General features: G+C 65.2%; 16 protein-coding genes. 14 read left to right on the top strand and 2 right to left on the bottom strand.

The annotated features are described in order from the left end of the window. Positions 1-60 precede the first annotated feature (60 nt). Positions 61-465: a YkgJ family cysteine cluster protein gene (locus VJS90_RS17280; protein ID WP_324122860.1), complete on the bottom strand. Its 405-nt coding sequence runs from the start codon at positions 463-465 to the stop codon at positions 61-63. A gap of 180 nt (positions 466-645) precedes the next feature. Here VJS90_RS17280 and VJS90_RS17275 point away from each other — a divergent pair, with 180 nt between their 5' ends. The 5 genes from VJS90_RS17275 to VJS90_RS17255 all read left to right on the top strand — a co-directional run bounded on the left by VJS90_RS17275 (position 646) and on the right by VJS90_RS17255 (position 5,915). Next, the gene (locus VJS90_RS17275) at positions 646-3,096 is read left to right on the top strand and encodes a glycogen/starch/alpha-glucan phosphorylase (RefSeq protein WP_324122859.1); all 2,451 of its coding nucleotides are present in this window, start codon (positions 646-648) and stop codon (positions 3,094-3,096) included. A 207-nt stretch (positions 3,097-3,303) separates the two neighbouring features. Next, positions 3,304-4,314, top strand: a complete 1,011-nt coding sequence (locus tag VJS90_RS17270; protein ID WP_324122858.1) for a class 1 fructose-bisphosphatase — start codon at positions 3,304-3,306, stop codon at positions 4,312-4,314. 3 nt (positions 4,315-4,317) lie between these two features. Continuing rightward, on the top strand, positions 4,318-4,914 hold the full coding sequence (locus VJS90_RS17265; RefSeq protein ID WP_324122857.1) for a DUF924 family protein: 597 nt from the start codon (positions 4,318-4,320) through the stop codon (positions 4,912-4,914). 177 nt (positions 4,915-5,091) lie between these two features. Continuing rightward, a complete protein-coding gene (gene bamE, locus VJS90_RS17260; RefSeq protein ID WP_324122856.1) occupies positions 5,092-5,346 on the top strand; it encodes an outer membrane protein assembly factor BamE domain-containing protein in 255 nt (84 codons plus the stop codon). After that, positions 5,343-5,915, top strand: a complete 573-nt coding sequence (locus VJS90_RS17255) for a lipocalin family protein (protein ID WP_324122855.1) — start codon at positions 5,343-5,345, stop codon at positions 5,913-5,915. The genes bamE and VJS90_RS17255 overlap by 4 nt, the downstream gene beginning before the upstream one ends. Before the next feature lie 72 nt (positions 5,916-5,987). On the opposite strand, the gene VJS90_RS17250 is transcribed toward VJS90_RS17255, so the two are convergent. Further along, entirely contained in the window at positions 5,988-7,352 is a 1,365-nt protein-coding gene (locus VJS90_RS17250) for a formimidoylglutamate deiminase (RefSeq protein ID WP_324122854.1), read from the bottom strand. A 109-nt stretch (positions 7,353-7,461) separates the two neighbouring features. On the opposite strand from VJS90_RS17250, the gene hutC reads away from it, so the two are divergent. The 9 genes from hutC to mdoH all read left to right on the top strand — a co-directional run bounded on the left by hutC (position 7,462) and on the right by mdoH (position 19,726). Then, on the top strand, positions 7,462-8,208 hold the full coding sequence (hutC, locus tag VJS90_RS17245; protein ID WP_324122853.1) for a histidine utilization repressor: 747 nt from the start codon (positions 7,462-7,464) through the stop codon (positions 8,206-8,208). Between the two features lie 78 nt (positions 8,209-8,286). Beyond that, the gene (gene hutU / locus VJS90_RS17240; protein ID WP_324122852.1) at positions 8,287-9,960 is read left to right on the top strand and encodes a urocanate hydratase; all 1,674 of its coding nucleotides are present in this window, start codon (positions 8,287-8,289) and stop codon (positions 9,958-9,960) included. Between the two features lie 57 nt (positions 9,961-10,017). Continuing rightward, on the top strand, positions 10,018-11,547 hold the full coding sequence (gene hutH / locus VJS90_RS17235) for a histidine ammonia-lyase (protein ID WP_324123242.1): 1,530 nt from the start codon (positions 10,018-10,020) through the stop codon (positions 11,545-11,547). Between the two features lie 32 nt (positions 11,548-11,579). Continuing rightward, positions 11,580-12,788: an imidazolonepropionase gene (gene hutI / locus VJS90_RS17230; protein WP_324122851.1), complete on the top strand. Its 1,209-nt coding sequence runs from the start codon at positions 11,580-11,582 to the stop codon at positions 12,786-12,788. Next, complete coding sequence (hutG, locus tag VJS90_RS17225; RefSeq protein ID WP_324122850.1) at positions 12,788-13,588, top strand: N-formylglutamate deformylase; 801 nt, start codon at positions 12,788-12,790, stop codon at positions 13,586-13,588. Before hutI ends, hutG begins: the two co-directional genes overlap by 1 nt. 184 nt (positions 13,589-13,772) lie before the next feature. Further along, positions 13,773-14,744: a prolyl aminopeptidase gene (pip, locus tag VJS90_RS17220; RefSeq protein WP_324122849.1), complete on the top strand. Its 972-nt coding sequence runs from the start codon at positions 13,773-13,775 to the stop codon at positions 14,742-14,744. Continuing rightward, a complete protein-coding gene (dtd, locus tag VJS90_RS17215; protein ID WP_324122848.1) occupies positions 14,741-15,178 on the top strand; it encodes a D-aminoacyl-tRNA deacylase in 438 nt (145 codons plus the stop codon). The genes pip and dtd overlap by 4 nt, the downstream gene beginning before the upstream one ends. A gap of 263 nt (positions 15,179-15,441) precedes the next feature. Beyond that, positions 15,442-17,160, top strand: coding sequence for a glucan biosynthesis protein G (locus tag VJS90_RS17210; RefSeq protein ID WP_324122847.1), 1,719 nt, complete (start codon positions 15,442-15,444; stop codon positions 17,158-17,160). After that, positions 17,153-19,726 (top strand): glucans biosynthesis glucosyltransferase MdoH, encoded by a 2,574-nt coding sequence (mdoH, locus tag VJS90_RS17205; RefSeq protein ID WP_324122846.1) that lies wholly within the window; start codon positions 17,153-17,155, stop codon positions 19,724-19,726. Before VJS90_RS17210 ends, mdoH begins: the two co-directional genes overlap by 8 nt. Positions 19,727-19,831: the final 105 nt, after the last annotated feature.

The raw sequence follows: 19,831 nt of genomic DNA, 5'->3' as shown, positions 1-19,831 counted from the left end.
GCTCCTTGGCTCAGCGCTGTACCTGTGGGAGCGGGCTTGCCCGCGAAGGGGCCCGCCGGGTCACCGCACCGCCATCTTCGGCTTGTACGCGCAATACCCAGGCCGTGGCCCGACGCGTGGGTGATTCCGGCACGTATCCGGCCGCTTCTCATAGATCGTGCACAGCCGGCTCTTGCGATCCAGGTACAGGCAGTCGTCGTTGCTCATCCGCGTCAGGGTGAAGATCCCCGACTTCTGGTTGAAGCGTTCGATGATGCCGTCCTTCTGCAAGCGCTTGGCGATGTTCTTCGGCGGCTCGTCCTTTTCAAAATCATCCACCACGCCAATACGGATCAAGTCCTTGATCTTGACCTCGACCGGCAAGGTGCAGCAGGTCGAGTGGCAGCCTCCGCACATGTGGCTGGCATAGCGTTGCCAGGTGTCCAGGCGGTCAACTTCGGCGGCGGCGATCAGGGTGGTTTTCATTTATATAAGGCTAGCGACGGTCAGATGGGCGCGCGATGATACCGGAGTTGCTCAATTTGTGAACAACCTTTCGCCGGTTTCGTCTGTCAGCCAATAATTCCCCGAACGCAGGCTGTCGCTCTGTGTCGAAGCGTCTAGGCTGAACTCTTCCATCCGCTCAAGTACACCCGAGGACTGCGCATGTCTCAGGAACCCACCGCCCGTGAAGTCGAAGTGGCCGAATTCCGCGCCGCCGTACTGGCCAAGCTGACCTACTCCGTGGGCAAGGACCCCGAGCACGCCTTCGAGCATGACTGGTTCGAAGCCGTTGCCCTGGCCGCACGCGACCATATGGTCGAGCACTGGATGGACCACACCCGCCAGGTTTATCGCAAGAGCCAGAAGCGCGTCTATTACCTCTCGCTGGAATTCCTGATCGGCCGCCTGCTCTACGACAGTCTGAGCAACCTGGGCTTGCTGGACATCGCCCGCGAGGCCATGGTCGGGCTTGACGTCGACCTTGACCGCATCCGTCTGCTCGAGCCCGACGCCGCCCTGGGCAACGGTGGCCTGGGGCGTCTGGCCGCATGCTTCATGGAGAGCATGTCGACCTTGGGCATCGCCGCCCATGGCTACGGTATCCGCTATGAGCACGGCCTGTTCCGCCAGGCGGTGGTCGATGGCTGGCAGCAGGAGCAGACCGAGAACTGGCTCGATTTCGGCAACCCCTGGGAGTTCGAGCGCGCCGAGGTGATCTACCCGATCAGCTTTGGCGGCAGCGTCGAGACCGTGGACGACGGCAACGGCAACCAGCGCCAGGTCTGGTGGCCCGGCGAGACGGTGCGGGCGGTGGCCTACGATACCCCGGTGGTCGGCTGGCGCGGCGCCAGCGTCAATACCCTGCGGCTGTGGCGGGCCCGAGCCCTCGAAGAGCTGCACCTCGAGCGATTCAACGCCGGTGACCACCTGGGCGCCGTGGCGGAAGTGGCCCGTGCCGAGAGCATCTCGCGGGTCCTGTACCCGGCGGACAGCACCGAAGCCGGCCAGGAGCTGCGCCTGCGTCAGGAATACTTCTTTGTCTCGGCTTCGCTGCAAGACCTGCTGCGCCGCCACCTGAACATGCATGACTCGCTGCTCAACCTGCCCGACCAGGCGGCCATCCAGCTCAATGACACGCACCCCTCGATCGCGGTCGCCGAACTGATGCGCCTGCTGGTCGACCAGCACGAGATCCCGTGGGACACCGCCTGGGAGCTGACCGTCAACACCCTGGCCTACACCAACCACACCTTGCTGCCCGAGGCGCTGGAGACCTGGCCGGTCGGTCTGATGGAGCGCATGCTGCCGCGGCACATGCAGATCATCTACCTGATCAACGCCTTCCACATCGACGCCATGCGTGCCAAGGGCATCCACGATTTCGACGTGCTGCGCGCGGTGTCGCTGATCGAGGAAGACAACGGCCGGCGGGTACGCATGGGCAACCTGGCGTTCCTGGGCTCGCACAGTGTCAACGGTGTCTCGGCGCTGCACACCCGGCTGATGCGCAACACCGTGTTCAGCGAACTGCACAAGCTCTACCCGCAGCGGATCAACAACAAGACCAACGGCGTCACCTTCCGCCGCTGGTTGTACCAGGCCAACCCGACACTGACCGGCATGCTGGTCGACGCTCTGGGCGCCGAAGTGCTGGATGACCCGCAGGGCCAGTTGCCCCGTCTTGCGCCCTTCGCCGAGAGCCGTGACTTCCGTAGGCAGTTCGCCGCCCAGCGGTTGCACAGCAAGCGTGCCCTGGCGAGCATCATCCAGGAACGCCTGGGCGTCACGGTCAATCCCGAAGCGATGTTCGACGTGCAGGTCAAGCGCATCCACGAGTACAAGCGCCAGTTGCTGAACCTGCTGCACACCGTGGCCCTGTACCAGGCCATTCGCGCCGAGCCGGGCACCAACTGGGTACCGCGCGTGAAGCTCTTCGCCGGCAAGGCGGCCGCCAGCTATCACCAGGCCAAGCTGATCATCAAGCTGTCCAACGACATCGCCCGGGTGGTGAACAACGACCCGACCGTGCGCGGTTTGCTCAAGGTGGTGTTCCTGCCCAACTACAACGTGAGCCTGGCCGAAAGCATCATCCCGGCGGCGGATCTCTCGGAGCAGATCTCCACGGCGGGGTACGAGGCGTCGGGCACCAGCAACATGAAGTTCGGCCTCAATGGCGCGCTGACCATTGGCACGCTCGATGGCGCCAACGTCGAGATGAGCGAGCAGGTGGGCGTGGACAACATGTTCATCTTCGGCCTGACCGCCCAGCAGGTGGAATCGCGCCGGCGCAGTGGCGACTTTGGCGCCAGCGCGGCGGTCAGTGCCTCGCACCGGCTCAACGACGTGCTGCAAGCGATCCGTGGCGGGGTGTTCTCGCCAGATGATCCGGCGCGCTATACCGGCCTGATCGACTCGCTGGTGGCGCACGACCGCTTCCTGGTGTGCGCGGACTTCGATGCGTACTGGGATGCCCAGCAACGGGTCGAGGACCTGTGGCATGACACCGAAGCATGGTGGCGCATGGCGGTGATCAACACCGCGAACATGGGCTGGTTCTCATCGGACCGGACCATTCGCGAGTATGCCAATGACATCTGGAAAGCTTTGGACTAGACCTTGAGTCAGTGGCGCGCCTTTCGCTGGCTTGTCGGAACGCCGAACCGCAGCGAAGGGCGCGCCGCGATGCCGGCAGATCGCCGGCCCTGAACCAAAGACCCATCTGGCCGTCTGATCGGCCAGGCGAGTCTCTTTGCTCGCTAGCCTGCGACACTCCCTGTAAACTGCGGGGGTTTTTCCTCCCCCATGCCTTCGGAGCCATACATGTCCCGCGTTACCCTGAGTCGCTATTTGATTGAGCAGACCCGTAGCAACAACACCCCTGCCGATCTGCGTTTCCTGATCGAAGTGGTGGCGCGTGCGTGCAAGGAAATCAGCCACAACGTCTCCAAAGGCGCGCTGGGTGGTGTCCTCGGCAGCATGGGCACCGAGAACGTGCAGGGCGAAGTGCAGAAGAAGCTCGACGTGATCTCCAACGAAATCCTGCTCGAAGCCAACGAATGGGGCGGCCACCTGGCCGGCATGGCTTCCGAGGAAATGGACAACGCCTACCAGATCCCGGGCAAGTACCCCAAGGGTGCCTATCTGCTGGTCTTCGACCCGCTCGACGGCTCGTCGAACATCGACGTCAACGTCTCGGTCGGCACCATCTTCTCGGTGCTGCGCTGCCCTAACGAGTACCTGAGCCAGAACGAAAGCCTGGATGAGAAGGCCTTCCACCAGCCGGGTACCCAGCAGGTCGCCGCCGGCTATGCGATCTATGGCCCGCAGACCATGCTGATCCTGACCCTGGGCAACGGCGTCAAGGGCTTCACCCTGGACCGCGAGCTGGGCAGCTTCGTGCTCACCCACGAGAACATCCAGGTACCGGAAACCACCGCCGAGTTCGCCATCAACATGTCCAACCAGCGTCACTGGGAAGCCCCGGTGCAGCGCTACGTGAGCGAGCTGCTGGCAGGCGAGACCGGCCCGCTGAAAAAGAACTACAACATGCGCTGGATCGCCTCGATGGTGGCCGACGTGCACCGCATCCTGACCCGCGGCGGCCTGTTCATGTACCCGCGCGATGCCCGTGACCCGTCCAAGCCAGGCAAGCTGCGCCTGATGTACGAAGCCAACCCGATGTCGTTCATCATCGAGCAGGCCGGCGGTGCCTCCACCGACGGCAACCAGCGCATCCTCGACATCCAGCCAGACAGCCTGCACCAGCGCGTGTCGGTGATCCTGGGCTCGAAGGAAGAGGTCGAGCGCGTCACTGCGTATCACAAGGAGTAAGCCATGCTCGCACCTTGGCAGCCGTTGCTTGAGTGGTGGTTCGGTTGGGGCACCAGTGCCCAGGCCGTGACCGACGAAAAAAGTACCTTGTGGTTCGGCAAGCAGCACGACGCCGAAGCGCAGGCGCTTTTCGGCGAACTGGTCGAGCAGGCGCTGGCCGGCGGCCTGGATGAGTGGCAGCAGAGCCCGCAGGGCTGGCTGGGCCTGATCCTGCTGCTGGACCAGCTGCCGCGCATGATCCACCGCGACACATCACGCGCCTTCGAGGGCGACCGGCGTGCCCAGGTAGTGGCCATGCAAGGGCTGCAGAAAGACTGGGATTTCCAGTTGCTGCCGATCCAGCGGGTGTTCATCCTGCTGGTGCTCGAGCATGCCGAGGTGCTGGACTGGCAGAACCTGTGCGTCGAGCGGTACCAGGTCCTGCTGGACGAGCAGCCTGAGTTCAACCGCCGGCTGTTCGAAGGGTTTCTCGACTACGCCGAGCAGCACCAGCGGGTGATCGAGCGCTTTGGCCGCTTCCCGCAGCGCAACCTGCTGCTGGACCGCCCGAGTACCGATGAAGAGATGGACTTCCTGCTGGAGCCAGGTTCGCGCTTCTGACGCGTTGAACTGAATGCGGGGCAATTCGGGGCGCTTGACCGCGCCTGCGGATTGCCCCGTTTTCGTTTCCGGTTTCCGAGAAAAAGCGTGTCCCGCCGGGAACCTGGGAGCCTTTTTCCCCTCCAACGGCTCTGCAGGCGTCTACGCCTGAGTTTTCAGCCCCAGGAGTGACCCCTCATGTCGTTGCGATCCCTCGCCTTGTTGTCCTTGTGCGTTGTTCTGACTGCGTGCAGCAAGATCAACCAGGAGAACTATTCCAAGCTCAAGTCCGGCATGACCAAGGCCCAGGTCGAGCAGCTACTCGGTGCGCCCACCGAATGTTCGGGTGCGTTGGGCATGAGCAGCTGCACCTGGGGCGACGAGAAGAGCTTCATCAGCGTCCAGTTCGCGGCCGACCAGGTGCTGCTGTATTCCGGGCAGGGCCTCAAATGAAGCGTCTGGCCCTGCTGCTGGGCCTGAGCGGCGCGCTGCTGCTGGGCGGCTGCGCCACGCCTGGCGGCGATGCGCTGGCGCCGAAGACGGCGGGCGAAATCAACCTCAAGCGCTACCAGGGCAAATGGTTCGAGCAAGCGCACCTGCCGATGTACTTCCAGAACGACTGCGCCCAGTCCGAGGCGCACTACAACGTCAAGCCCGATGGCTCGCTGGGAGTGCTCAACCGCTGCCGCACCCTGGACGGCGAGTGGCTGCGCGCGCAGGGCAATGCCTGGCCCCAGGAGCCGGGTCATGCCGACAAACTGTGGGTCGAGTTCGACAACTGGTTCACCCGCCTGATGCCAGGCATGAGCAAAGGCGAATACTGGGTGCTGTACGTGGATGATCGTTACCAGACGGCGCTGGTCGGCAATCCCGACCGCAAGCACCTGTGGCTGCTCTCGCGTACGCCCACGGTGACGGCCGTGGTGCGCGAGCACCTGCTGGCCAAGGCACGCCAGCAAGGCTATGACACCTCGCGGCTGGTGTGGCGGGTGTCGGACCGGGATATCGCGCGGGAGCGGTAAGGCCAGTACGGTTACGGGTCCAGGAGGCTTGCACTGGATCATGGAATTTCCCACAGGCTGCCAGCTGGATTTTCAGGCAAGCAACTCCCGTAACGCCTGCGCAAATGCCTGCGCGCTTTCTTCCTCATCCGCATGCCTGCCCTGGCGCACCACCCACTGCCCGTTGACCATCACATCGCGCACCTGGCGATCGACTCCGGCAAACACCCACCGGTTGAGGATGCCATCGCCAGTGGCTGTCGCCAGGTAGGGATCATTGCCATCGAGCACCAACCAGTCCGCGCGCTTGCCCAGCGCCAGCTCGCCCACCGGCTGGCCCAGCGCCTGGGCGCCGCCGCTGACGGCGGCATCGAACAGCGTGCGGCCGACCACTGGCTGGTCGCTGCGGTACAGCCGGTTGCGCCGCTGGTCACGCAAGCGCTGGCCATACTCCAGCCAGCGCAACTCCTCGGCCACGCTCAGTGACACGTGGCTGTCCGAGCCGATGCCCAGCCGCCCGCCCTGGGCCAGGTACGCCACCGCCGGAAAGATCCCGTCGCCCAGGTTGGCTTCGGTGGTGGGGCACAATCCGACGACCGCGCCGCTTCGCGCGATGGCGCCGACTTCATCGGCCTGCGCATGGGTGGCGTGCACAAGGCACCAACGCCGGTCCACCTCGACGTGCTCATGCAGCCACTGCAGCGGGCGCAGGCCGCTCCAGGCCAGGCAGTCATCGACTTCCTGCTGTTGCTCGGCAATGTGGATATGCACCGGACAGTCCACGCCGATGGTGGCCAGCACGTCGCCGATCTGCGCGGGCGTGACCGCCCGCAGGGAATGAAAGCACACCCCCAGCCGCTGGGCCGGTTCCACCGCGAGCAGCGGGGCAAGCCTGTCCTGCAAACGCAGATACTGCTCGCTGCCGTTGATGAAACGCCGCTGGCCTTCGCTGGGCGGCTGGCCGCCGAAACCGGCATGGCTGTACAGCACCGGCAACAAGGTGAGGCCGATGCCGCTGGCGCTGGCCGCCGCGCTGATGCGCCGCGACAGCTCGGCCGGGTCGGCGTAGGCGCGGCCGTCATGCTGGTGATGGACGTAGTGAAACTCGGCGACCGAGGTATAGCCGGCCTTGAGCATCTCGATGTACACCTGGCGGGCGATCACCTGCAGCTGCCCGGGGGTGATCCTGCCGACCAGGCGGTACATCAGCTCGCGCCAGGTCCAGAAGCTGTCATCAGGATCGCCTGCGGCCTCGGTCAGCCCGGCCATCACGCGCTGGAACGCATGCGAGTGCACGTTCGGCATGCCCGGCAGCAGAGGCCCGCCGAGGCGTTCGGCGCCATGTGGCGAGCCTTGGGCAGTGATCGTGGCCAGGGTGCCATCGGCGGCGATCTCGAGTCGGACGTTGGCAGCCCAGCCTGTAGGCAGCAGGGCGCGTTCGGTAAAGAAAGCACGCATCACGATAGTCCTGGTTCCTGTCAGGTTGTCTATACATATACAGGTGTTTGTGGGGCCGGTAAATTTCGGCAAGCTACGGTTCATTCAAACCATCAAAGGACTACACACCGTGCCGACACCCCCTGTCTCCGCGCTGGCCGCCCCCTCGGGCGAGGGGCCGGCGCCGCTCTATGCCCGGGTCAAGCAGATGATTGCCCAGCACATCGAAAACGGCAGCTGGCCGCCGCATCACCGCGTGCCTTCGGAAAGCGAGCTGGTCAGTCAGCTGGGCTTCAGCCGCATGACCATCAACCGCGCCCTGCGCGAGCTCACCGCCGAAGGGCTGCTGGTGCGCATGCAGGGCGTTGGCACCTTCGTCGCCGAGCCCAAGGGGCGCTCGGCGCTGTTCGAGGTTCACAATATCGCCGACGAGATCGCCGCGCGCGGGCATGCGCACAGCTGCCAGGTCATTGTTCTTGCCGAGGAGGCCGCCGGGTCCGAGCGCGCGCTGGCCTTGGACATGCGTGAAGGCCAGCGGGTGTTCCATTCGCTGATCGTGCACTTCGAGAACGGCGTGCCGGTGCAGATCGAAGACCGCTACGTCAACGCCCAGGCCGCTCCTGATTACCTCAAGCAGGACTTCACCCGGCAGACGCCTTATGCGTACCTGACCCAGGTCGCACCGCTGACCGAGGGCGAGCATGTGGTCGAGGCAATCTTGGCCGAGGCGGATGAATGCCACCTGCTGCAGATCGAGCGGGGCGAACCCTGCCTGCTTATCCGCCGGCGTACCTGGTCCGGGCGTCAGCCAGTCACTGCCGCGCGGCTCATCCACCCGGGCTCCAGGCATCGGCTGGAAGGGCGCTTCAGCAAATAATACGGTAATCTGTACTTGTACATACAAGTACCGCTGTGCTTGTATTACCTCATCGACTCGTTCGCTGAGGACATTCGCGTGACCGACAACAACAAATACCGTGACGTCGAAATCCGTGCGCCGCGTGGCACCAGGCTGACCGCCAGGAGCTGGTTGACCGAAGCGCCGCTGCGCATGCTGATGAACAACCTCGACCCGCAGGTCGCCGAGAACCCCAAGGAACTGGTGGTCTATGGCGGCATCGGCCGCGCCGCGCGCAACTGGGAATGCTACGACCGGATCGTCGAGTCCCTGACCCGGCTCGGCGACGACGAAACCCTGCTGGTGCAATCGGGCAAGCCGGTCGGCGTGTTCAAGACCCATCCCAACGCACCGCGCGTGCTGATCGCCAACTCCAACCTGGTGCCGCACTGGTCCAGCTGGGAGCACTTCAACGAACTCGATGCCAAGGGACTGGCCATGTACGGCCAGATGACCGCTGGCAGCTGGATCTACATCGGCAGCCAGGGGATTGTCCAGGGCACCTATGAAACCTTCGTCGAGGCCGGCCGACAGCACTATGCCGGCAGCCTCAAGGGCAAATGGGTGCTGACCGCGGGCCTGGGGGGAATGGGGGGCGCCCAGCCTCTCGCCGCGACCCTGGCCGGCGCGTGCTCGCTGAACATCGAATGCCAGCAGAGCCGGATCGATTTTCGTCTGGATACCCGCTACGTCGACGAGCAGGCCCGCGATCTGGATGACGCGTTGGCGCGCATCACCCGGTACACGGCCGAGGGCAAGGCGATCTCCATCGCCCTGCATGGCAACGCCGCCGAAATCCTGCCTGAGCTGGTCAGGCGCGGTGTGCGACCGGACCTGGTCACCGACCAGACCAGTGCCCACGACCCGCTCAACGGCTACCTGCCCGCCGGCTGGACCTGGTCGCAGTACCGCGACCGTGCGCAGACCGATCCGGCCGCCGTGGTCAAGGCGGCCAGGCAGTCGATGGCGGTGCACGTGCAGGCCATGCTCGACTTCCAGAAACAGGGTATCCCGACCTTCGACTACGGCAACAACATTCGCCAGATGGCCAAGGAGGAGGGCGTGGGCAATGCCTTCGACTTCCCAGGATTCGTACCAGCCTACATCCGCCCGCTGTTCTGCCGTGGCATCGGCCCGTTCCGCTGGGTGGCGCTCTCGGGCGATGCCGAGGACATCTACAAGACCGACGCCAAGGTCAAGGAACTGATCCCCGGCGATGCGCACCTGCACAACTGGCTGGACATGGCCCGCGAGCGCATCAGCTTCCAGGGCTTGCCGGCACGCATCTGCTGGGTCGGCCTCGGGCAGCGCGCCCGGCTGGGCCTGGCGTTCAATGAAATGGTGCGCAGCGGCGAGCTGTCGGCACCGATCGTGATTGGCCGCGACCACCTGGATTCCGGCTCGGTCGCCAGCCCCAACCGTGAGACCGAGTCGATGCGGGACGGCTCCGACGCGGTGTCCGACTGGCCGCTGCTCAACGCGCTGCTCAACACCGCCAGCGGCGCGACCTGGGTATCGCTTCACCATGGCGGCGGGGTGGGCATGGGGTTCTCCCAGCACGCCGGCATGGTCATCGTCTGCGACGGCAGCGATGAGGCCGCCGAGCGCATCGCCCGCGTGCTGACCAATGATCCGGCCACTGGGGTGATGCGGCATGCCGACGCCGGCTATCAGGACGCCATCGACTGCGCCAGGGAGCAGGGCCTGGACCTGCCGATGATCACGCGCTGACCGATACTGAACAACAAGAAGGGGCCCGTGGGCCCACGCGCATGGAGTACTGAAGTGATCGAACTGACACTCAAACCCGGCACCCTGACGCTCGCCCAGCTACGCGCGCTCTACCAGCAGCCTGTGCGCCTCAGGCTCGACGCCTGCGCCGATGCGCCGATCGACGCCAGCGTCGCGTGTGTCGAGCGCATCGTTGCCGAAGACCGCACCACCTATGGCATCAACACCGGCTTCGGGCTCCTGGCCTCGACGCGGATCGCCAGCCACGACCTCGAGAACCTGCAGCGCTCGCTGGTGCTGTCCCACGCTGCCGGCATCGGCGCGCCGCTGGACGATGCCATGGTCCGGCTGATCATGGTGCTGAAGATCAACAGCCTAAGCCGTGGTTTCTCGGGCATCCGCCGCAAGGTCATCGATGCGCTCATCGCGCTGGTCAACGCAGAGGTCTATCCGCACATTCCGCTCAAAGGCTCGGTTGGGGCGTCCGGCGACCTGGCGCCGCTAGCGCACCTGTCGCTGGTGCTGCTCGGTGAAAGCCAGGCGCGCTACCAGGGCCAGTGGTTGCCCGCCGCAGAGGCGCTCGCCGTCGCGGGCCTTGAGCCGCTGACCCTGGCCGCCAAGGAGGGCCTGGCCTTGCTCAACGGCACCCAGGCCTCAACCGGTTACGCCTTGCGCGGCCTGTTCGAGGCCGAGGACCTGTTCGCGGCGGCCATCGCCTGTGGCGGCCTGACCGTCGAGGCGGTACTGGGCTCGCGCGCACCGTTCGACGCGCGTATCCATGCCGCCCGCGGTCAGCGTGGGCAGATCGATGCCGCTGCCTGCTACCGCGACCTGCTGAGCGCTGCAAGCGAGGTCTCGGCCTCCCACGAGCACTGCGGCAAGGTCCAGGACCCTTACTCCCTGCGCTGCCAGCCGCAAGTCATGGGCGCATGCCTGACCCAGCTGCGCCAGGCCGCCGAGGTGCTGGCGGTCGAGGCCAACGCGGTGTCGGACAACCCGCTGGTGTTCACCCAGGAAGGCGACGTCGTCTCGGGCGGCAACTTCCACGCGGAGCCCGTGGCCATGGCTTCTGACAACATGGCCCTGGCCATTGCGGAGATCGGCGCGCTGAGCGAGCGGCGCATCTCGCTGATGATGGACAAGCACATGTCGCAACTGCCGCCGTTCCTGGTGGAGAACGGCGGTGTCAACTCAGGCTTCATGATCGCCCAGGTCACGGCCGCCGCGCTGGCCAGCGAGAACAAGGCGCTGTCCCATCCGCACAGCGTCGACAGCCTGCCCACCTCGGCCAACCAGGAAGACCACGTGTCCATGGCGCCGGCGGCGGGCAAGCGCTTGTGGGAGATGGCCGAGAATACCCGCGGCGTGCTGGCCATCGAGTGGCTCGGCGCCTGCCAGGGGCTGGACTTGCGCGAAGGCCTCAAGACCTCGGTCAAGCTGGAGCGCGCGCGGCAGATCCTGCGCCACGAGGTGACGCATTACGACAAAGACCGGTTCTTCGCGCCGGACATCGAGGTGGCGGTGCGGTTGCTGGCCGAGGGGCGGCTGACCGGGTTGTTGCCGGTGGGCGTGCTGCCCAGCCTGTGAATCGCGCTGTGGCCCTATCGCGGGAGAGACACATGAAAACCCTCTGGCACCATTGCCATGCCGCAACCCTGGCCCACGGCGGTTACTCGATCATCGAGGACGCGGCGATCGTTACCCGCGGCGGGCTCATCGACTGGATCGGCCCCCTGTGCGACCTGCCGCAGACGGGTATCGACCAGCGCGTCGACCTCGAGGGCGCGTGGGTCACGCCCGGGCTGATCGACTGCCATACCCATGCGGTGTTCGGCGGCAACCGCAGCGGTGAATTCGAGCAGCGCCTGCAGGGCGCGAGCTATGCCGAGATCGCCGCCCGGGGCGGCGGTATCGCCAGTACCGTGCGGGCGACGCGCGCGGCCAGCGAAGACCAGCTGTTCGCCAGCGCCCTGCAGCGGGTGCAGGCGCTGATGCGCGATGGTGTCACCACGCTTGAGATCAAGTCCGGCTACGGCCTGGACCTTGCCAGCGAACGCAAGATGCTGCGGGTCATCCGTCGCCTCGGCGAGGCGCTGCCGCTGACCGTGCGCAGCACCTGTCTCGCCGCCCATGCACTGCCTGCGGAATATGCCGGAAGGGCTGACGACTACATCGCCCACGTCTGCGAACAGATGCTCCCGGCCCTGGCCAATGAAGGGCTGATGGATGCGGTGGATGCTTTCTGCGAACACCTGGCGTTTTCTCCCGAACAGGTCGAGCGGGTGTTCATCACGGCGCGCGAGCTGGGCCTGCCGGTCAAGCTGCACGCCGAACAGCTCTCGCCGTTGCACGGTTCGAGCCTGGCGGCGCGGTACCAGGCGCTGTCGGCCGATCACCTGGAGTTCATGACCGAAGAGGACGCCATCGCCATGGCCGAAGCCGGCACCGTCGCCGTGCTGCTGCCGGGCGCGTTCCATTGCTTGCGCGAAACCCGGCTGCCGCCGCTGGATATCCTGCGAAGGCATGGTGTGAAGATCGCCCTGGCCAGTGACCTCAACCCTGGCACTTCGCCGGGATTGTCCTTGCGCCTGATGCTCAACCTGGGGTGCACCTTGTTCCGCCTGACCCCCGAGGAAGCCCTGGCCGGTGTCACGTTGCATGCCGCCATGGCACTGGGGCTTGGTGCCAGCCATGGCTCGCTGGAACCTGGCAAGGTCGCCGACTTCGTGGCCTGGCGCATCGAGCGGCCGGCCGAGCTTGCCTACTGGCTGGGCGGCGAGCTGCCCAGGCGCGTGATTCGCGGTGGCGATGAATGGAGCGAAGCCTGATGGACAGTGCCCTGAGTTTCCATCAAGGTCGTCTGCCGCTGCTGGTCAGCATCCCTCATGCCGGCTTGCGGCTGACCCCGGCGGTGGCGCGAGGACTGGTGGCGTCAGCGCGCGGCCTGCCTGACACCGACTGGCATATCCCGCGGCTGTACAGCTTCGCCCGTGAGCTGGGCGCCAGCGTGGTGGCGGGGGAGTACTCGCGCTTCGTCATCGACCTGAACCGCCCCGAGGATGACCAGCCGCTGTATGCCGGCGCGACCACAGGCCTCTACCCCGCGACGCTGTTCGACGGCCAGCCGCTGTTCGCAGACGGGATGGCGCCTGCAGCCGAGGAGCGGGCAGGCTGTCTGGAGCTGATCTGGCGGCCTTACCACGAGGCGATCCAGCGTGAGCTGGCGCGCCTGCGCGAAGTCTTCGGCTACGCGCTGCTGTGGGATGCTCATTCAATTCGCTCGCACGTTCCCCGCCTGTTCGACGGTGCGCTGCCGGACTTCAACTTCGGAACGTTCAACGGAGCCAGTTGCGCTCCTGAACTGGCCGAACGGCTGCTCGCGGTCTGCGCCGAAGCAAGTGACTACAGCCATGTGCTCAACGGCCGCTTCAAGGGTGGGCATATCACCCGCCATTACGGCGATCCGCAGAAGCAGGTGCATGCGGTGCAGCTGGAGCTGGCGCAGCGTACCTACATGGAGGAAGCCGAGCCGTTCGGTTACCGGGAAGATCTGGCGCGGGGGACGCAGCAGGTGCTGGAGCGGTTGCTTGAAGCTATGGTGGAGTGGGGGCGCCAGCGCTTGGCCTGATTGATTGGGTGCCTGCACAGGTTCACCGGCGCCTTTGAGAGCGGCGCAGCACTTGTGGGAGCTGGCTTGCCAGCGAAGGGGCCGGTGCAGACAACACACCTCGCACAGGTACATGATCTGAGCGCGATTCAGGTTTATGATGCCGAACGCGAACGGCAGAATAAATCCCCACACGGAGTGCGCAATGCAGACCTTGTACCCGCAGATCAAACCCTACGCCCGGCACGATCTGGCCGTGGAAGCGCCGCATGTGTTGTATGTAGACGAAAGCGGCTCGCCCGAGGGTCTGCCGGTGGTGTTCATCCATGGTGGCCCGGGCGCCGGTTGCGACGCGCAAAGCCGCTGTTACTTCGACCCCAACATCTATCGCATCATCACCTTCGACCAGCGCGGCTGCGGGCGCTCGACCCCCCACGCCAGCCTCGAGAACAACACCACCTGGCACCTGGTCGAAGACCTGGAGCGCATCCGCAAGCACCTGGGAATAGACAAGTGGGTGCTGTTCGGCGGCTCCTGGGGTTCTACCCTGGCGCTGGCGTACGCGCAGACGCACCCCGAGCGGGTCCACGGACTGATCCTGCGTGGCATCTTCCTGTGCCGCCCGCAGGAGATCGAGTGGTTCTACCAGGCCGGGGCGAGCCGCCTGTTCCCGGACTACTGGCAGGACTACATCGCCCCCATTCCGCCTGAGGAGCGTGGTGACATGCTCAAGGCTTTCCACAAGCGTCTCACCGGCAATGACCAGATCGCGCAGATGCACGCCGCCAAGGCCTGGTCGACCTGGGAGGGCCGTACCGCGACGCTGCGCCCCAATCCGCTGGTGGTCGACCGCTTCTCCGAGCCACAGCGGGCCTTGTCGATCGCGCGTATCGAGTGCCACTACTTCGTCAACAACGCGTTCCTGCAACCCGACCAGCTGATCCGCGACATGCCGAAGATCGCCCACCTGCCGGCGGTTATCGTGCACGGGCGCTACGATGTGATCTGCCCGCTGGACAACGCCTGGGAGCTACACCAGGCGTGGCCGAACAGTGAGCTGAAGGTGATCCGGGATGCCGGCCATGCGGCCTCCGAACCGGGTATCACCGATGCCTTGGTGCGCGCTGCCGACCAGATGGCCCGTCGCCTGCTCGACCTTCCCCTGGAAGAAGCATGAAGGGGCTGTTGCAACGTGTGCGCGGCGCGCGCGTGGAAGTGGACGGCGAAATCGTCGGTGCCATCGACCAAGGCCTGCTGGTGCTGGTCGCGGTCGAGCCGGGCGACACCCGCGAGCACGCCGACAAGCTGTTGCACAAGCTGCTCAACTACCGGGTGTTCAGCGATGCCGACGGCAAGATGAACCTGTCGCTCAAGGACACCGGCGGCGGCCTGCTGCTGGTGTCGCAGTTCACCCTGGCCGCCGACACCCGCAGTGGCATGCGCCCAGGCTTCTCGACCGCCGCGCCGCCGGCGCTGGGGGCCGAACTGTTCGACTATCTGCTGGGCCGTGCCGAAGCGCTGCACACCCCGGTGGCCAGCGGCAGGTTCGGGGCCGACATGCAGGTCCATCTGGTCAATGATGGCCCTGTAACATTCATGTTACAAATCTGAGGGGAAAATCCCCTCCCTAAAGCATGAAAAGACTGATTTTCTAGGATAAATAGTTATGACTGCCTGATGCGCTGTCACGCGGCCTGCTGGATAATCCCGCGCTGCGTGAACGGGCGCCCGTAGGTTCGTTTCACCCTGACTTGAGTACCGTCCGGAACCCTTTGGGGAATCATTGCGCCCAAACGGGGTCCGAACAGTGCTCGCCAACCCGGCATTTGTCGCTGGCCGTTGGTTCTTTGATCTGTTTTCGGCGAGGGTTGCTCGTGATTGTAAGTCCCCATAACGCACCAAGAATTCCCGGCAAACGGCTGCGCAAGGCCCTGTTGGCAAGCGCCACCCTGGTCGGCCTGTTGAGCGCGGGCCAGCTGTGGGCATTCAATCTTGATGATGTTGCCGCCAAGGCAAAGGATCTCGCCGGCCAGAAGTTCGAGGCGCCGAAGAGCAATCTGCCTGCCGTGTTCCGCGACATGAAGTATGCCGACTATCAGAAAATCCGTTTCCTTCAGGAAAAGGCCGAGTGGGCTGGCGAGAAGACGCCCTTCAAGCTCTCTTTCTATCACCAGGGCATGCACTTCGACACGCCGGTGAAGATCAACGAAGTCACCGCCACCACGGTCGAGGAAATCAAGTACGACCCGAGCCGCTTCGACTTCGGTGACGTTCCGCACGACGCCAAGACCACCGAAAACCTGGGCTATGCCGGGTTCCGGGTGCTCTACCCGATCAACAAGGCCGACAAGCAGGACGAGATCATGACCCTGCTGGGGGCCAGCTATTTCCGCGTGGTCGGCAAAGGCCACGTGTATGGCCTGTCGGCACGTGGCCTGGCCATCGACACCGCGCTGCCGTCTGGCGAAGAATTCCCGCGGTTCACCGAGTTCTGGGTCGAGCGTCCGAAGCCTGCCGACAAGCACCTGGTGATCTACGCCCTGCTTGACTCGCCGCGCTCCACCGGCGCCTACAAGCTGACCCTGCGTCCGGGCAGCGACACCATTGTCGACGTCAAGTCGCGGGTGTTCCTGCGTGACCACGTCAGCCGCCTGGGTATCGCGCCGCTGACCAGCATGTTCCTGTTCGGCAGCAACCAGCCGTCCAAGGTGCTCAACTACCGCCCGGCCCTGCATGACTCCGAAGGCCTGTCGATCCACGCGGCCAATGGCGAGTGGCTGTGGCGTCCGCTGAACAATCCCAAGCACCTGGCCGTGAGCAACTTCAGCGTCGAGAACCCGCGTGGTTTCGGCCTGCTGCAGCGCCAGCGCGAGTTCAGCCACTACGAAGACCTGGATGACAACTACCAGAAGCGCCCGAGCGCCTGGATCGAGCCACGTGGCGACTGGGGCAAAGGCACCGTCGACCTGGTCGAGATCCCGACCGCCGACGAGACCAACGACAACATCGTTGCCTTCTGGAGCCCCGAGAAACTGCCAGAGCCTGGCCAGCCGGTCGACTTCGACTACCGCCTGCACTGGACCATCGACGAGTCGCAGTTCCACTCGCCGGACCTGGGCTGGGTCAACCGCACCATGCGCTCCACCGGCGACGTCAAGCAGTCCAACCTGATTCGCCAGCCTGACGGCAGCGTGGCCTTCCTGGTCGACTTCGAAGGCCCTGCGCTGGCCAAACTGCCCGAAGACACCGCCGTGCGCAGCCAGGTCAGCCTGGATGACAATGCCGAGCTGGTCGAGAACAACCTGCGCTACAACCCTGAGACCAAGGGCTGGCGCCTGACCCTGCGGATGAAGCTCAAGGACCCGGCCAAGTCGGTCGAGATGCGCGCCGCGCTGGTGCGTGACGTGCCGGTCGAGCCCGCCAAGCCAGTTGTTCAGGACAAGCCTGCGGCCAAGCATGTCAAGGCTGACGCCAAGGCGTCCAAGGCTGCCGAGCAACCCGCCGCCGATGCGGCCTCCACCACCGGGGCCCCGGCCACCACCGAACAGGTGCTGACCGAAACCTGGAGCTACCAGTTGCCTGCCGATGAGTAATTCAAGTCCACGGCCAGAGTCGCTCGTCGAGTACCTGGCCCACCTCCCACTGAGCGATGAGCAGCGCGCGGAGCTCGCGAGCTGCACCTCGTTCAGCGAGCTGCACCAACGTCTCTCGGCCCAGGATGCGGCCAGCCCCGCCGACGCCGTCCAGGCCTCGGTGGGCAGCCGCCTTACCCTGGGCAGCGCGAGCGAGCTCGAAGACGCCGAAATGCTTGGCGTGGACGGTCGCGGGCGCCTGTGCCTGAAGATCGCCCCGCCGATTCAGCGCACACGGGTGATTCCCGAGCCGTGGCGCACCAACATCCTGATTCGCGCCTGGCGCCGCATGACCGGGCGCAGCAACCCCGCGCAGCCGCCCAAGCGCGAGCTGCCGACGGCACGCTGGCGCTGGGTCGGGTCGCTGCGCAGGTACATCCTGCTGGCCCTGATGCTGGGCCAGACGGTCGTGGCCGGCTGGTACATGAAAGGTATCCTGCCGTACCAGGGCTGGTCCTTCGTCGACCTCAACGAGATCACCAGCCAGCCGGTGCTGGACACCATTGTCCAGGTCTGGCCGTATGCGTTGCAGACCAGCATCCTGATCCTGTTCGGCATTCTGTTCTGCTGGGTGTCGGCAGGTTTCTGGACCGCGCTGATGGGCTTCCTGGAGCTGCTCACCGGGCGTGACAAATACCGGATCTCGGGCAGCAGCGCGGGCAACGAGCCGATCGAGCCTGGCGCTCGCACGGCCATCGTGATGCCGATCTGCAACGAGGACGTGCCCCGCGTGTTCGCCGGACTGCGCGCCACGTTCGAGTCGGTGGCCGCCACGGGCGACCTGGACCGCTTCGATTTCTTCGTGCTCAGCGACACCAACGACACCGACATTGCCGTGGCCGAGCAGCAGGCGTGGCTTGAAGTCTACCGTGAGGCCAAGGGCTTCGGGCGCATCTTCTATCGCCGCCGGCGCCGCCGGGTCAAGCGCAAGAGCGGCAACCTCGACGACTTCTGCCGCCGCTGGGGCGGCGAGTACCGCTACATGGTGGTCCTCGATGCCGACAGCGTGATGAGCGGCGAGTGCCTGACCAGCCTGGTGCGCCTGATGGAGGCGAACCCGGACGCAGGTATCGTCCAGACCGCCCCAAGGGCGTCGGGCATGGACACCCTGTATGCGCGCATGCAGCAGTTCGCCACCCGCGTGTACGGCCCGCTGTTCACCGCCGGCCTGCACTTCTGGCAGCTGGGCGAATCGCACTACTGGGGCCACAACGCGATCATCCGCATGAAGCCTTTCATCGAGCACTGCGCCCTGGCGCCATTGCCTGGCAAGGGTGCCTTCGCCGGTGCGATCCTGTCCCACGACTTCGTCGAAGCCGCGCTGATGCGCCGTGCCGGCTGGGGCGTGTGGATCGCCTACGACCTGCCGGGCAGCTACGAAGAGCTGCCGCCCAACCTGCTTGATGAGCTCAAGCGCGACCGGCGCTGGTGCCACGGCAACCTGATGAACTTCCGCCTGTTCCTGGTCAAGGGCATGCACCCTGTGCACCGCGCGGTGTTCCTGACCGGCGTGATGTCGTACCTGTCGGCGCCGCTGTGGTTCTTCTTCCTGGTGCTGTCGACCGCGCTGCTGGCGACCAACACGCTGATGGAGCCGCAGTACTTCCTCGAGCCGTTCCAGCTGTACCCGTTGTGGCCGCAGTGGCACCCGGAGAAGGCCATCGCGCTGTTCTCCACCACCATCGTGCTGCTGTTCCTGCCCAAGCTGCTCAGCATCATCCTGATCTGGGCCAAGGGCGCCAAGGAGTTCGGTGGGCGGATCAAGGTCACCCTGTCGATGCTGATGGAGATGCTGTTCTCCATGCTGTTGGCACCGGTGCGCATGATCTTCCACACCCGCTTCGTGCTGGCGGCCTTCCTGGGCTGGGCCGCGACCTGGAATTCGCCACAGCGTGACGACGACTCCACGCCTTGGGGCGAGGCCGTGCGCCGTCATGGGCCGCAGACCTTGCTGGGTGTTGCCTGGACCCTGCTGGTCGCCTGGCTGAACCCGAGCTTCCTGTGGTGGCTGGTGCCGATCGTGGGCTCGCTGATGCTGTCGATCCCGGTTTCGGTGATTTCCAGCCGGACCAAGCTGGGTCTGCGTGCCAAGGACGAGAAGCTGTTCCTGATTCCCGAGGAATATGCGACACCGCATGAGTTGCTGGCAACCGACCAGTACACCCATGAAAACCGCTGGCATGCGCTCAACGACGGGTTTGTCCGTGCGGTGGTCGACCCTCGCCAGAACGCCTTGGCGTGCGCCATGGCGACGGCCCGTCATGGGCTGGCCGAGCCGATCGAGAAAATGCGTGCCGAGCATGTGGCCAAGGCGCTGGAAGCCGGCCCACAGGGACTCAACGGGGCCACCCGCCTGGCCTTGCTGAGCGACCCGGTTGCCCTGGCGCGCTTGCATGAGCGGGTCTGGGCAGAGCAGAAAACCGACTGGCTCGATGTGTGGCGCAGTTCGATCAACAACGACCCGCACTCGCCGCTGTTGCCGCTGCACCCGGAGGGTCAGGCACAGCCAGCCTTGGTCGGCGCCTGACATCCCTCCCACACCCGCCCCACAGCGGAGCAACTGCCTGTGGGAGCGGGCCATTAGGCCAGTTCAGCTTGTCCCGCGATCGGGCGCGCAGCGGCCGTAAAGACT

The sequence above is a fragment of the Pseudomonas sp. genome (assembly GCF_035277045.1).
Classification (GTDB): domain Bacteria; phylum Pseudomonadota; class Gammaproteobacteria; order Pseudomonadales; family Pseudomonadaceae; genus Aquipseudomonas.
The sequence above is the reverse complement of the archived record's forward strand: the minus strand, read 5'-3'. Positions and strand labels throughout refer to the sequence as shown.

Excerpts from the sequence above, each read along its gene's own strand:
- VJS90_RS17250 (WP_324122854.1), bottom strand. The coding sequence starts at position 7,352 with ATGCGTGCTTTCTTTACCGAACGCGCCCTGCTGCCTACAGGCTGGGCT.
- VJS90_RS17265 (WP_324122857.1), top strand. The coding sequence starts at position 4,318 with ATGCTCGCACCTTGGCAGCCGTTGCTTGAGTGGTGGTTCGGTTGGGGC.
- bamE (WP_324122856.1), top strand. The coding sequence starts at position 5,092 with ATGTCGTTGCGATCCCTCGCCTTGTTGTCCTTGTGCGTTGTTCTGACT.
- pip (WP_324122849.1), top strand. The coding sequence starts at position 13,773 with ATGCAGACCTTGTACCCGCAGATCAAACCCTACGCCCGGCACGATCTG.
- VJS90_RS17280 (WP_324122860.1), bottom strand. The coding sequence starts at position 465 with ATGAAAACCACCCTGATCGCCGCCGCCGAAGTTGACCGCCTGGACACC.
- hutG (WP_324122850.1), top strand. The coding sequence starts at position 12,788 with ATGGACAGTGCCCTGAGTTTCCATCAAGGTCGTCTGCCGCTGCTGGTC.
- VJS90_RS17275 (WP_324122859.1), top strand. The coding sequence starts at position 646 with ATGTCTCAGGAACCCACCGCCCGTGAAGTCGAAGTGGCCGAATTCCGC.
- mdoH (WP_324122846.1), top strand. The coding sequence starts at position 17,153 with ATGAGTAATTCAAGTCCACGGCCAGAGTCGCTCGTCGAGTACCTGGCC.
- dtd (WP_324122848.1), top strand. The coding sequence starts at position 14,741 with ATGAAGGGGCTGTTGCAACGTGTGCGCGGCGCGCGCGTGGAAGTGGAC.
- VJS90_RS17255 (WP_324122855.1), top strand. The coding sequence starts at position 5,343 with ATGAAGCGTCTGGCCCTGCTGCTGGGCCTGAGCGGCGCGCTGCTGCTG.
- VJS90_RS17270 (WP_324122858.1), top strand. The coding sequence starts at position 3,304 with ATGTCCCGCGTTACCCTGAGTCGCTATTTGATTGAGCAGACCCGTAGC.
- hutI (WP_324122851.1), top strand. The coding sequence starts at position 11,580 with ATGAAAACCCTCTGGCACCATTGCCATGCCGCAACCCTGGCCCACGGC.